The organism is Actinoplanes subtropicus, from assembly GCF_000721705.1.
GTDB classification, from domain to species: domain Bacteria; phylum Actinomycetota; class Actinomycetes; order Mycobacteriales; family Micromonosporaceae; genus Actinoplanes; species Actinoplanes subtropicus.
In genome coordinates, this window is sequence record NZ_JOJL01000060.1 from 1 (window position 1) to 13,075 (window position 13,075).

The following is a 13,075-nucleotide window of genomic DNA, read 5'->3' on the forward strand; positions in this document are numbered from 1 at the left end:
TTCTGACCTTCGACAAGCCAGAACCTAGGCGGGACAACGGCATGTAGTGCACAGAACGGCTTAAACCACCCACACATGCGTCAGTAGAACCACAAAAACTGGCGCCGCCTCCGGGGACTGCCAAAATTCAGGACTACCGCGATCGCCCCGCCCGCTCACCGGCCCCAAAGGGGCGATCGCCCGCGGAGCGAAGCGGAGCCAGCCGGCTCAGCTCCTTGACAGGCGTCTGATCAGAGAATCCGCGCCCATCGGGTACGCGCCGTGGCGCCGCACGCCGTCGGCGACCTCCCGGTCCGACGAGACCACCACGAGCGGGCGCCCGGCCGGCTCGGCCCGTACCAGCTGGCGGATCAGCTCGTCGGCGGTGTCCCCCTTCCGGGAGAACAACACGCGCACGCCGCGGGGCGCCGGCGGCAGCCCGTGCACCCGCTCGGCCCCGTCGAAGACCACCGTGATCTCGTCGCCGGTCTGCGCCGCTATCCCGCCCAGCCCGGTGATCAGCCGCTTGCGCTGCTGCTCCAGCGACATCTCGGCGAAGCCGCGCTTGGTCACGTTGTACCCGTCCACGATCAGGTGCGCCCGGGGCAGGGCGAGCAACTGGTCGAGCCGGCCGGGGTCGTCGGTGTCCTGGGCGCGGGCCCGGGAGCGCTCGGGCGAGCCGGGCCGGTCGGCCGCCGCGTCCGCCACGAAATCGGCCGGCAGCTTCTCGGACGGGCCCAGCGCCAGCTCGCGGCGCAGGCCGGAGGCGGCCTGCCCGATCGTCTCGATGAGCAGCCAGAGGCGGGCGTCGTCGGCGGCCCGGGCGTCCTTGACGCTCTGCTTGCCGGTGGCGGCCATCGTCTCGGCCTCGGCCAGGCGGGCCTTCAGCCGGCGTACCTCCGCGTCATGATCCGCCGCGATGCGCGACGCGCGCCCCTTCTCGGTGGCCAGCAGGTCGCTCGCGCGTTTCTGCGCGGCCTGCGCCTCGCGCAGGGCCTTGGCGGTGGTCCGCGACTCCTCGCGCAGCGTGCCCAGCTCCTCGCGGACCCGGGCGAGCTCGTCGCGCAGCTTGTCGGCCTCGACCTTGGCGACCGTCCGGTCGTGCTCGGCCCGCAGCGCCCGCTGCTCGGCCTCGTGCACCTGGCGGGCCACGGCGGCGCTGTCGGCCTCGGCCCGGACCGCCTCGCCGGCCCCCTCGACCAGCTCGCGCCAGCCTTCCGGCCGGGCCAGATAGGCCAGCGCGGCGACCTCGACCGGGTCGGCGGCGGCCGGCGCCATCCCGGCGACCACGGCGGCGCCCAGGTCACCCGCCTCGGTAACGATCCGGCCGCTGATCCGCTGCCGGAAGAGCGGGTCGGAGGTGAGCTGCGCGGCGATCTCCCGGCCGCCCAGCCGTGCCCGGCGATTCGGGGCAAACCGGGCGACCCGCCGGAGCGCCACCGGGATCTCGTCGCCGGGCAGGCCCGGCAGGGCGGCGGCGGCAAGAGCGGTCACCCGCTGGCGGACCGGCTCGGGGAGGATCGGTTCCGGGACAAACTCCACGTCTTGGACGGCCGCCTCCTCCTGGGGGCGGTCGTCGTGACGCAGAGGCTCGGACATCTACCCATTCTCACACCGTGGACGGCAAAAAAGCTTGTCGAAGCAAGTGATCTTTCAAAGCCCAATCTTGTCGTACCCCCTCTCTAATCTCCCCGCCGTGGCACAACCCGCATATGTCCAGGGCACTCTGGACACGCTTCTCGCCGACCCGGCGGCGCACTCCCTGGCCGAGACCACGTTCGTGGTGCTCGACCTCGAGACGACCGGCGGCGCGGCCGACGGGGCCGGCGTCACCGAGATCGGCGCGGTCAAGGTGCGCGGCGGCGAGGAACTCGGCGTCTTCGCGACCCTGGTCAACCCGGGCGAGCGCATCCCGGCGTTCATCACCGTCCTGACCGGCATCACCGACGCCATGCTGGCCCCGGCGCCGTCGATCGAGACGGTGCTGCCCAGCCTGCTCGAGTTCCTGCGCGGGGCGGTGCTGGTGGCGCACAACGCGCCGTACGACGTGGGTTTCCTGAAAGCCGCCTGTGCCCGGCACGGCTACCCCTGGCCCAACCCGCGGGTGCTCGACACCGCCGCGCTGGCCCGGCGGGCGCTGACCCGAGACGAGGTGCCCAACCGCAAGCTCGCCACCCTCGCGCATTTCTTCCACGCCGCGGTCCAGCCCACCCACCGCGCGCTCGACGACGCCCGGGCCACCGTCGACGTGCTGCACGGCCTGATCGAGCGGCTGGGCAGCTTCCGGGTGCACACGCTGGGCGACGCGCTCGAGTTCGCCAAGGCGGTCACCCCCACCCAGCGCCGCCAGCGGCACCTGGCCGAGGGGCTGCCGCACGTGCCGGGCGTCTACGTGTTCCGGGCCGCCGACGACCGGCCGCTCTACGTCGGCACCTCGAAGGACATCGCCACCCGCGTCCGCAGCTACTTCACCGCCAGCGAGAAGAGGGCGCGCATCTCCGAGATGCTCGGCGCCGCCACCCGGGTGGAGGCGGTCGAGTGCGCCCACTCGCTGGAGGCGGAGGTCCGCGAGCTGCGGCTGATCGCGGCGCACTCCCCGCCGTACAACCGCAGGTCCAAATACCCCGAGCGAGTGGTCTGGCTCAAGCTCACCGAGGAGGCGTATCCGCGCCTGTCGATCGTGCGCCGCCTCGCCGACGACAGCTCGGCGTATCTGGGGCCGTTCTCCTCGCGGCGCACCGCCGAGCTGGCCGCCGCCGGGGTCTACGACGCGCTGCCGCTGCGCCAGTGTGGCCACACGCTCTCGATCCGCACGCCCACCCCGGCCTGCGCGCTGGCCGAGCTCGGCAAATGCCCCGCGCCGTGCGAACACAAGATCACCCCGGAGGTGTACGCGGCGACCGCCGCCCTGCCCTTTCGCACCGCCATCCACGGCGACCCGGGGATCGTCGTGGCCGCGCTGATGGGCCGCATCGACGCCCTCTCCGAGCACCAGCGCTACGAGGAGGCGGCGGTCCTGCGCTCCCGGCTGATCGCCCTGCTCCGGGCGACCGTCCGCATGCAGCGGTTGTCCGCCCTGACCCGGCTCGCCGAGGTGGTCGCCGCCCGCCGGGACACCGTCGGCGGGTGGGAGATCATCGTGGTCCGGCACGGCCGGCTCGCCGCCGCGGCCACCTCGCCGCCGCGCGAGCATCCCCGCCCGACCCTCGACGCGGTCCGGTTGACCGCCGAGACGGTCCTACCCGGACCGGGCCCGGTGCCGGCCGCGAGCGCCGAGGAGACCGAGCGCATCCTCGCCTGGCTCGAACGGGCCGACACCCGGTTGGTGGAAACCTCCGGCGACTGGGTGTCACCGGTTCGTGGCGCGGCGCGCTTCACCGCCCTGCTCAACCGGGCAGAAGCCGCGGCATCGGGCAAAGACTCGGCCGTTCGCTCATCCGTAACTGACCGTTCGGATGACGCTCGCTCGCTTAGGCTGTAAGGCAAGTGGATTCACCCGGAGTGGTTCGGGTGACTTCACGGCGATTTGCCAGGCGGATCGCGCGGGTGCCCACGGGTTCCCGGGCGGCCGAGCGGTGAGGGGGTGTCCAGTGGACGTCGACGCCGGCCACGGCGCCGCCCTTGGACGTGCCCTCCCCACGCAAGCGCCCGCCAGTGGTTCCCTCACCCAGCGCCTCCGCTCGTTCCTGAGCTTCCCGGGCAACGACGACGACCCGGTCGTACGGCTCACCAAGACGCACCGCGGCATCCACCCCTCCGCCGACTCCGGCATCCTGCGCCGCGGCTACGCGATCGCGGAGAACATGCACCGCGGCCAGATGCGCAAGTCCGGCGATCCGTACATCACGCATCCGCTGGCGGTCGCCCAGATCTGCGCCGAACTGGGGATGGATACCACCACCCTGGTCGCCGCCCTGCTGCACGACACGGTGGAGGACACGAGCTACACGCTGGAGGCGCTGCACAGCGACTTCGGCCCCGAGGTGACCCACCTGGTCGACGGCGTGACCAAGTTCGACAAAGCGTTCTACGGCAAGGCGGCCGAGGGCGAGACGATCCGCAAGATGATCGTCGCGGCCGGCAAGGACGTCCGGGTGCTGGTGATCAAGCTCGCCGACCGGCTGCACAACATGCGTACGCTCGACGCCCGCTCCCCCGCGAGCCGCGCCCGGATCGCCACTGCGACCCTCGATGTGCTGGTCCCGCTCTGCGACCGGCTCGGCATCCAGGCCCTCAAGCGCGACCTCGACGACGTGGTGCTCTACCACCTGGAGCCGGATTCGTACGCGCGCATCGACGACCACGTCCGCAACCGCCCCGGCTGGGACGAATACCTCAACGACGTCTCCGCGAAGGCGCGCACCGCGCTGCGCCGCCAGCGAGTGTCGGCCGAGGTACGGGTCCGGCCCCGGCACTACTACTCGATCTGGAAGGACACGGTCGCCGGCAATCATCCGGTCCCCTTCGACCTCCCCCGGATAGCGGTCATCGTCGACGGGCCGCCCACCGACTGTTACGCGGCGCTCGGCGCGATCCACGGCCAGTGGCGCCCGGTGGCCGGCCGCTTCAAAGACTTCATCGCCTCGCCGAAGAACAACCTCTACCGCTCGCTCCACACGACCGTCACCGGCCCCGAGGGCCGCCTGGTCGAGGTGCTGATCCGCACCGAGACGATGCACCGGTACTCCGAGTACGGCGTCGCCACCAGCTATCGCTACCCGAAGGTCGCCGAGACCCACGACCCGTCCGGCGCCGACCAGCTCTCCTGGCTCAAGCGGGTGCTCGACTGGCAGCAGGACACCACCGACGCCGCCCAGTTCCTCGCCTCGCTCCGCTGCGATCTCGCCGAGGCCCAGATCACCGTCTTCGCCCACGGCCAGGCGTTCGAGCTGCCCAGCGGCTCCACCCCGGTCGACCTGGCGTACGAGCTGGGGCCCGAGACCGGCGACCAGTGCCTGGCCGCCACGATCAACGGCCGCCTCGCCCCGCTGAGCTCCCCGCTGCGCGACGGCGACGTGGTCGAGATCTTCGCCGAGAACGACGGCCACGTCGAGACCGAGGCGAACGCGCCGCGCGGCCCCCGCAAGGAGTGGCTGGGCTTCGTGAAATCCAGCACCGCCCAGCTCCAGATCAACAAGTACTTCGACGACAAGAACGAGCCCGGCATGAGCATCGCCGACAAGGTACGGCTGGGCCGGGCGACGATCGGGCTGACCCTGCGCAAACACGACCGGGGGCTGGCCAGCGAGGTGCCGCTGCGCCGGCTCGCCGAGGAACTGGGCTACCCCGACCTGGAGACGATGCTGGTCGCCGTCTGTGAGCGCACGCTCGAACCGGACACGGTCGTCGAGCAGCTCATCGCCCTCGTCGACCACCCGGACTGAAACTTACAGCGACCGCCGTTAGCCTTGCTCACGTGAAATTCCCTCGGCGAGTGCGCGGCCTGGCGTACATCACGTTCTATCGGATGCCGCTTCCCGTACGCCGCGGGTTGGCCAGGCTGGTCTCGCCGCGCTACGTGGTCGGCGCGGTCACCATCCTGCGCGACTCGGAGGCGGCCGCCGGCGACGGCCCCGACCGCGTGCTGCTGCTCCGGCAGCCGAGCCGGCACGGCTGGGGCCTGCCGGCCGGCCTGCTGAAGAAGCGGGAGCAGCCGGTGGTCGGCGCGGCCCGCGAGCTCCTCGAGGAGACCGGCGTCCGGGTCGACCCCGCCGACATGACCGCCGCCTCGCCGAACGCGATCATCCACGTGGTCGGCGTGGTCGACACGATCTTCTTCGCCTCGGTCCCGGCCTCGACCACGCCGCTGATCGTGGACGGCGCCGAGGTGCTGGAGGCGGCCTGGTTCCCGGTCGACGACCTGCCCCGGCTGAGCGCCAACACCGCCCTGGTCCTGGGCCGCTACGGCATCGGCCCGATGGCCTCCGCGGGATGACCCCCGTGCCGGAGGTCTGCGCGGTGATCCTGGCCGCCGGCGAGGGGCAACGCCTGCGCCCGCTGACCGGGAGCCTGCCCAAGGCGCTCTGCCCGGTCGGCAACGTCGCGCTCCTCGACCGGGCGCTGGCCCGGGTGGCCGCGCTGGGCCTGCCCACCGCCGTGAACGCCGCCTACCTGGCCGACCGGATCCGTGACCACGTCGGCGACCGGGCCCACCTCTCGATCGAGCCGGCGCCGCTGGGCACCTCGGGCGGCGTGGCCCGCCTGAAGTCCTGGATCGACGGTCGCGCCGTCCTCATCGGCAACGCCGACGGCTACCTCGCCGACCCGCACCGGTCCCCCGGCAAGGACGTCGCGGCCATGCTGGAGGGCTGGTCCGGCGAGACGGTCCGGCTGCTCACCAAGCCGGTCCCACCCGGCGTCACCGGCGGTTTCAGCGGCCGCCGCTTCGCCGGCTTCTCGCTGCTGCCCTGGCGCTACGTCCGCGACCTGCCCGAGGGCCACGGCGACCTGGTCCGCACCGCGTGGCGCCCGGCCGAGGCGGCCGGCGAGCTCGATCTCATCCCGTACGAAGGCGTCTACATCGACACCGGCACGCCGGCCGACTACCTGAGAGCCAACCTGCACGCCGCGGACGGCCACACCCTGATCGACCCCACCGCCGAGATCACCGGATCCGTCAGCGACTCGGTGGTCGGCCCGCACGCCCGCGTCCACGGCAGTGCCACCCGCGTCGTCCTCTGGCCGGGCGCCGAAATCCCGGCGGGCGAGCACCTCACCGACGCCGTCCGCGCCCCCGGCGGCCTGACCGTCCACGTCCCCCCGACCGAACCGGCCGCGCGCCGATAGCATGGTCGCGACCGTTCCGCTCTCATCGCCGAGGAGCCGCCAGGTGAACACCGCGATCGTGCACATCGACTGCGCCACCGACTCGATCCCCGAGGTGGCCGAGGCACTGGCGGCTCTCGACGGCGTCAGCGAGGTCTACTCGGTGGCCGGCAACGTCGACCTGATCGCCATCGTCCGCGTCAACCACTTCGACGACATCGCCGAGGTCATCGCCGGCAAGATCTCCAAGACCCCCGGCGTCCTCAACACCGAGTCGCACATCGCCTTCCGCGCCTACTCCAAGCACGACCTCGAGGACGCCTTCGCGATCGGCCTTCCCGCCGCCGACTAAAAAGCCCATACCGTACGGGATCAGGACAAGTCCCCGCCGGAGCGCCCGGCGCCGTCGTTGCCTACGCTCCGACCGCGGCCGCCGGGCTGTTCCCGGCCCAAGACGTAACAACCAAGCACAGCAAAAAGGGCCCGCCGAAGCGGGCCCTTTTCGTCTGACTGACCGGTCAGCGGCCGGAGGTGATCTCCTCGCGCTGCTCGCCGGCGGTGACCGGGGGCAGGGCCGGGGAGACCGGGGCCTCGGCCGGCTTCTCGACCGGGAAGAAGAAGCCCTTGATCGCGGGGGCCAGGGCGCCCACGCGGTTCATCTTCTTCGGGACCACCCAGCCGCCGTACTCCAGCGGGATCGGGTGGCCGTGGTCGTCGACCGGGCCGAGCGGCTGGTGCACCTCGATGAACTGGCCGTTCGGGAGGCGGCGGATGATGCCGGTCTCCACGCCGTGCGCCAGTACCTCGCGGTCGTGCTGCTGGAGGCCCAGGCAGACCCGGACCGCCAGGAAGTACGCCAGCGGCGGGCCGATCAGCAACCCGATCCGGCCGGCCCAGGTCATCGCGTTCAGGCTGATGTGGAACTTGTCGGCGATCACGTCGTTACCGCCAGAGAGCGTCGCCACCAGGAAGAACGTGAAGGCCATCGCGCCGATGCCGGTGCGCTCGGGGTTGTCCCGCGGACGCTGCAGCAGGTTGTGGATCGCCTTGTCCTTGGTACGGCGCGCCTCGATCCACGGGTAGAACATCGGGACCGTGGTGAGCGCGCCGAGGCCGACCACCGCGGGCCAGAACAGCGGCGGGATGCTGTAGCCGTTCCCGATCGGGATGTAGATCTGCCAGTTCGGCATCAGACGGACCAGGCCGTCCATGAACATGACGTACCAGTCGGGCTGGCTGGCCGAGGAGACCTCGGACGCCCGGTACGGGCCGAACAGCCAGATCGGGTTGATCTGGAACATGCCCGCCATCAGCGCGACCGTGCCGAAGACGGCCATGAAGAAGCCGCCCTGCTTGAGCGCGTACCGCGGGAACATGCGCTCGCCGACCACGTTGGTGTTGGTCCGCATCGGGCCGGGCCACTGGGTGTGCTTCTGCTTGAAGACCAGGCCCAGGTGCACGGCGATCAGCGCGAGCAGCGCGGCCGGGATGAGCAGCACGTGCGCGATGTAGAACCGGCCGATGATCAGGTGGCCGGGGAACTCGCCGCCGAAGATCGACGCCGAGATCCAGGTGCCCGCGACCGGGATGGACAGCATGATCGCCGACGCGATGCGCAGGCCGGTGCCGGAGAGGCCGTCGTCCGGCAGCGAGTACCCGGTGAAGCCGGCCAGGAAGCCGAGCAGGAACAGCAGGACGCCGATCGCCCAGTTCGCCTCGCGCGGCTTGCGGAACGCGCCGGTGAAGAAGATGCGGGCCATGTGCACGACGATCGCCGCCACGAACAGCAGCGCCGCCCAGTGGTGCATCTGCCGCAGGAACAGGCCGCCGCGCACCTCGAAGGAGAGGCGCAGGGACGACTCGTACGCCGCCGACATGTCGACGCCGCGCAGCGCCGCGTAGGGCCCGTGGTACGTGACCTCCTGCATCGACGGGTCGAAGAAGAGGGTCAGGAAGGTGCCGGTCAGCAGCAGGATGATGAACGAGAAGAGCGCGATCTCACCGAGCAGGAACGACCAGTGGTCGGGGAAGACCTTGTTGAGCAGCGCCCGCAGCGGGGTCGCCACCTGGTAACGCTCGTCCACCCCCTTGGCGAGGGTGACCGGCGCCTGTGCGAGATCTACTTTCCGGCGTTTCATGGCCGCTCCCAGAAATCGGGTCCGACGGTGTCCTTGTAGTCACGGGCCGCCACGAAGAAACCTTCGTCGTCCACGGTAAGCGGCAGCATCGGCAGTCGGCGAGTGGCCGGACCGAAAATCGGCTGCGCATTGTCCGTGATGTTGAACTGGGACTGGTGGCACGGGCAGAGCAGACGGTTGGTCTGCTGCTCGTAGAGGCTCGCCGGGCAGCCCGCGTGCGTGCAGATCTTCGAGTACGCGATGTAGTCGCCCCACATCGAGCCCTTGTTGCGCGGGTCGGCGTCGGCGTTCTTCCGGGCCACGTCGGCGTCCTCCGGCCGCAGGTGGATCAGCAGGGTGGGCGAGTCGGCCCACTCGTTGGTCGCGCCGCCGGGGATGCCGGGGAAGACGGTCAGCTGACCGCCGGTGCTGACGTCCTCGGGCCGCAGCGGCGTGCCGTCCGACCGGGTCAGCCGGACCTGCTTGCCGTTGTTGAACGCCGAGTTGAACCCGGTCGAGAACATCATCGGCGGGTTGTCCCGATGCGGGTTCTGGATCAGGCCGCCGATCAGCGGCGCCGCGGCGGCCACGCCGAGCGGCGCCAGGCCGAGCCCGATCGCGCCCTTGAGCAGCGGCCGGCGCTGCACGCCCTGGCCGAGCTCCTCGGCCACGAACAGCATCGTCTGGCCGGTGATCTTCTGCTCGTCGGTGGGCGAGCCGCCGTCGTGCCGCTTCTGGATCGACACCTCGTGCGGCAGCAGCTTCTTCGCCCAGGCCAGGATGCCGAAGCCGAGGCAGAACAGCGCGATGCCCAGGCTGAGGCCGAGGATCGGCGTGTAGTAGTCGCTCAGCGTGTTGCCGAGCTCGAACTGCCACGGCCACGCGATGTAGAAGACCACGAACGCGATGCCGGCGATCCCCGCGATGAAGAACAGCAGCGCGATGTTGCGGACGACGCGCTTCTCCGCCTTGGAGTCCGTGCCGTGGAACTGCGACTCGTACGTGACGATCTCGATGTCGTCGCGCCGGGCGCCCTCCTTGACGATCTCGAAACGGCTGAGCCGCGGGTCGCTGACGTCGACCGCTTCCGTCTCGTCGTGCAGCGTGGTCATGACTTCCCCGCAATCCACAGCGCCGTGAAGACCAGGATCACAATGCCCACCCCGAAGATCACTAGACCCTCGGTGACCGGGCCGTACCGGCCGAGGTTGAAGATGCCGCCCGGGTCCTTGTCCTGCTGGAGCTGCACCGTGATGTAGGTGATGATCTGGCGCTTCTGCTCGGGGGTGAGCTCGTTGTCACCGAACACCGGCATGTTCTGCGGGCCGGTCAGCATCGCCGCGTAGATATGCTCGGGCGAGACGTCGTGCAGGCTCGGTGCGTACTTGCCCGAGGAGAGCGCGCCGCCGGCGCCGCCGAAGCCGTGGCAGGAGGTGCAGTTGACACGGAACAGCTCGCCGCCGCGGGCCAGCGCGTCCGGGTTCTGCTTCAGGTCCTCGGTGTAGACGCCGTCGGCCGGCAGCTGCGGGCCGCCGCCGAGCTCCTGGATGTACTGGGCCAGCTGCTTGGTCTGATCCTTGTCGAACTGCGGCTTCTTCTCCTCGGCCTGGGCCTCCTGCCGGGTCAGCGGCATGCGGCCGGTACCCACCTGGAACTCCACCGAGGCGGACCCGACGCCGATCAGGCTCGGACCACGACCCGTGACACCCTGCGCGTCCCGCCCGTGACAGACGATGCAGCTGTTCTCGTACAGCTGCTTGCCCTCTTGCGCGGTCGCCGAGAGCTGCGTCGTGTTGTCCTGGGCGAAGGCGCCGGGGGCGAACGCGGTGTATACGCCGCCGGCGAGCGCGAGCGCGGCGATCATGCGCACCGCCGCGCCGAGGCGCCGACGCGTCCGGCTCGGCGCGCCGCGACGCCGGGTGAACACGCCCCGGAAGCGCCACCGCCCCGGGCGGGATCCTGAAGTCATCAGCTGTGTCCCTCTGGTTTTCGACCTGAAACTCATGGGCGGGTGCGGGTCAGCGCAACCAATAGATCATGGAGAACAGCGCGATCCACACGACATCCACGAAGTGCCAGTAGTACGACACGACGATCGCCGACGTCGCCTGGGCCGGGGTGAATTTGCCCATGGTCGTACGGATCATGTAGACGATGAACGCGATGAGGCCGCCCGTGACGTGCAGGCCGTGGAAGCCGGTCGTCAGGTAGAACATCGAGCCGTACCCGTCGCCGTTGAGCGTCACACCCTCGTGGATGAGGCTGCGGTACTCGTTGGCCTGGCCGAGCACGAAGATCAGGCCCATCACGAACGTGATGGTGAACCAGCGCCGCAGCGCGAAGACGTCGCCCTTCTCCGCCGCGAAGACGCCGAGCTGGCACGTCACGGACGACAGCACGAGGATGATCGTGTTGGTCGTCGCGTACGGCAGGTCCAGCTTCGGCGTGTGCAACTGCCACATGCTGTAGTCCGCCGCGCGGATCGAGAAATACATGGCGAACAACGCCGCGAAGAACATGAGTTCGCTGGAGAGCCAGACGATCGTCCCGACGCTCACCATGTTCGGTCGCGTCAGCGAGTGGATCCGGCTCTTGTCGATGGCTGGGGCCGCTGTCACGGGCTCATTATTGCCCCGCGATCAGTCCAACGTGCCGCGGGGGGTGGAATCCGGCACGAGTCGCAGCCCGGAGGAACCGGCCACCACCGGATAGGCCTAGCCTCAGGTGGTGCAGTCAGTCGAAACGGCCACGTTGCTGGCGGCGGGCGGGGATACTGAGCTCCCGCCGTTCAGCGCCGCCGGCATCTTCACCGAGATCCATCTGGCCAGCCTGGTCGCGCTGATCCTGCTGGTCTCCGCGGCGTTGTACGGATACGGCGTCTACCGGCTGAGAGCGCGCGGCGACCACTGGCCGCTGGGCCGGACGATCGCGTTCGTCGCCGGTGGACTGGGCAGCATCGCGGCGGTCACGGTGACCGGGGTCGAGGCGTACGACGACACTCTGCTCTCGGTGCACATGGTCCAGCACATGGTGCTCTCCATGGTGGGCCCGATCTTCCTGGCGCTGGGCGCCCCGGTCACGCTCGCCCTGCGCACCCTGCACGGCAAGAGCCGCAAGACCCTGCTCGCCGTGCTGCACAGCCGGGTGGTCGGCGTGGTGACGTTCCCGCTGGTCGCGTTCGGGCTCTTCATCGCGAACCCGTTCGTCCTCTACTTCACCCCGCTGTACCGGGCGACCCTCGAGCACGCCTGGCTGCACGAGTTCATCCACGTGCACTTCATCGTCACCGGCTGCCTGTTCTTCTGGCCGCTGCTCGGCCTGGACCCGCTGCCCAACCGCTGGCCGTACCCGGGTCGCGCGCTGCTGATGGTGCTCTCGGTGCCGTTCCACACGGTCCTCGGCCTGACGATCATGCAGAGCAAGACACTGCTGGCCGGCGACTACTACCCCGACCTGCACCTGAGCTGGGTGAACCCGTGGAGCGACCAGGTCACGGCGGGCGGCATCCTGTGGGCCGGCGGCGAGATCGTGAGCGTCATCATGCTCGGCGTCCTGGTCATGCAGTGGATCAAGCAGTCCGAGCGGGAGGCCCGCCGGGTGGACCGCGCACTGGACCGCGCCGAGGCCGAAGAGGCAGCTCGGGAGGCCGCCGCGGCGGCGGCGACCAAGATCACAAACCCGCCGGACGCCGGGTAATCACGTTCGGTACGATCAGCCAGCACCTACGACCGACTTGTGAACCGGGGCCACACTCATGAGCGACGCACAGGCGACTCCGCAGCCGGACACCTACACTGTCCTGCTCTACAGCGACGACCTCGCGGTACGGGACCGGATCCGGCTGGCCATCGGCACCCGCCCCGCGGCCGACCTCGCGGTCGAGTTCGTGGACGCGTCCACCTGGGAGGAGTGCCGCATCCTCCTCGACAAGTACGTGATCGACCTCATGGTCCTGGACGGCGAGGCGGCCCCCGCCGGCGGCCTGGGCATCGCCCGCCAGACGAAGGACGAGTATGCGACGCCCCCGCCCGTCTGCGTGGTGCTGGCCCGGGCCGCCGACCGCTGGCTCGCGGCGTACGCGCAGGTCGACGAGACCCTGACCTACCCGCTCGACCCGGTCACCACCGGCCAGACCGTCGCCGGCATGCTCCGCGCCCACCGCGCGGGCGCCGTCCCGCTCGGCACCCTCGGTCACCTCGGCTGATCGACTTCAG

12 protein-coding genes are annotated in these 13,075 nt (G+C 70.4%); 7 read left to right on the forward strand and 5 right to left on the reverse strand.

From position 1 onward, the window contains the following. Window positions 1-207 precede the first annotated feature (207 nt). Complete coding sequence (locus IH26_RS0149350) at window positions 208-1,578, reverse strand: NYN domain-containing protein (protein ID WP_030443262.1); 1,371 nt, start codon at window positions 1,576-1,578, stop codon at window positions 208-210. Between the two features lie 97 nt (window positions 1,579-1,675). Here IH26_RS0149350 and IH26_RS0149355 point away from each other — a divergent pair, with 97 nt between their 5' ends. The 5 genes from IH26_RS0149355 to IH26_RS0149375 all read left to right on the forward strand — a co-directional run bounded on the left by IH26_RS0149355 (window position 1,676) and on the right by IH26_RS0149375 (window position 7,096). Continuing rightward, complete coding sequence (locus IH26_RS0149355; protein ID WP_030443263.1) at window positions 1,676-3,460, forward strand: DEDD exonuclease domain-containing protein; 1,785 nt, start codon at window positions 1,676-1,678, stop codon at window positions 3,458-3,460. A 109-nt stretch (window positions 3,461-3,569) separates the two neighbouring features. After that, window positions 3,570-5,363 carry a RelA/SpoT family protein gene (locus tag IH26_RS0149360; RefSeq protein WP_030443264.1) on the forward strand — a complete coding sequence of 598 codons (1,794 nt, stop codon included), beginning with the start codon at window positions 3,570-3,572 and terminating at the stop codon, window positions 5,361-5,363. Between the two features lie 83 nt (window positions 5,364-5,446). Next, window positions 5,447-5,914 carry an NUDIX hydrolase gene (locus tag IH26_RS0149365; protein ID WP_051809954.1) on the forward strand — a complete coding sequence of 156 codons (468 nt, stop codon included), beginning with the start codon at window positions 5,447-5,449 and terminating at the stop codon, window positions 5,912-5,914. Continuing rightward, window positions 5,911-6,765 (forward strand): nucleotidyltransferase family protein, encoded by an 855-nt coding sequence (locus tag IH26_RS0149370; protein ID WP_030443266.1) that lies wholly within the window; start codon window positions 5,911-5,913, stop codon window positions 6,763-6,765. Before IH26_RS0149365 ends, IH26_RS0149370 begins: the two co-directional genes overlap by 4 nt. Window positions 6,766-6,808: 43 nt before the next feature. Beyond that, window positions 6,809-7,096 carry an Lrp/AsnC family transcriptional regulator gene (locus IH26_RS0149375; RefSeq protein WP_030443267.1) on the forward strand — a complete coding sequence of 96 codons (288 nt, stop codon included), beginning with the start codon at window positions 6,809-6,811 and terminating at the stop codon, window positions 7,094-7,096. 166 nt (window positions 7,097-7,262) lie between these two features. Here IH26_RS0149375 and qcrB read toward each other — a convergent pair whose 3' ends face one another. Genes qcrB through ctaE form a run of 4 tightly spaced genes read right to left on the reverse strand, consistent with a single transcriptional unit; the run spans window position 7,263 to window position 11,479 of the window. After that, entirely contained in the window at window positions 7,263-8,882 is a 1,620-nt protein-coding gene (gene qcrB, locus IH26_RS0149380) for a cytochrome bc1 complex cytochrome b subunit (RefSeq protein WP_030443268.1), read from the reverse strand. After that, complete coding sequence (gene qcrA / locus IH26_RS0149385; RefSeq protein ID WP_030443269.1) at window positions 8,879-9,973, reverse strand: cytochrome bc1 complex Rieske iron-sulfur subunit; 1,095 nt, start codon at window positions 9,971-9,973, stop codon at window positions 8,879-8,881. Before qcrA ends, qcrB begins: the two co-directional genes overlap by 4 nt. Continuing rightward, complete coding sequence (gene qcrC / locus IH26_RS0149390; protein WP_030443270.1) at window positions 9,970-10,830, reverse strand: cytochrome bc1 complex diheme cytochrome c subunit; 861 nt, start codon at window positions 10,828-10,830, stop codon at window positions 9,970-9,972. Before qcrC ends, qcrA begins: the two co-directional genes overlap by 4 nt. A 49-nt stretch (window positions 10,831-10,879) precedes the next feature. Next, complete coding sequence (gene ctaE, locus IH26_RS0149395; protein ID WP_030443271.1) at window positions 10,880-11,479, reverse strand: aa3-type cytochrome oxidase subunit III; 600 nt, start codon at window positions 11,477-11,479, stop codon at window positions 10,880-10,882. 109 nt (window positions 11,480-11,588) lie between these two features. Here ctaE and IH26_RS0149400 point away from each other — a divergent pair, with 109 nt between their 5' ends. Together IH26_RS0149400 and IH26_RS0149405 are read left to right on the forward strand one after the other, a co-directional pair. Then, complete coding sequence (locus tag IH26_RS0149400; protein ID WP_034217906.1) at window positions 11,589-12,557, forward strand: cytochrome c oxidase assembly protein; 969 nt, start codon at window positions 11,589-11,591, stop codon at window positions 12,555-12,557. A gap of 58 nt (window positions 12,558-12,615) precedes the next feature. Beyond that, a complete protein-coding gene (locus tag IH26_RS0149405) occupies window positions 12,616-13,065 on the forward strand; it encodes a hypothetical protein (protein WP_030443273.1) in 450 nt (149 codons plus the stop codon). Window positions 13,066-13,075: the final 10 nt, after the last annotated feature.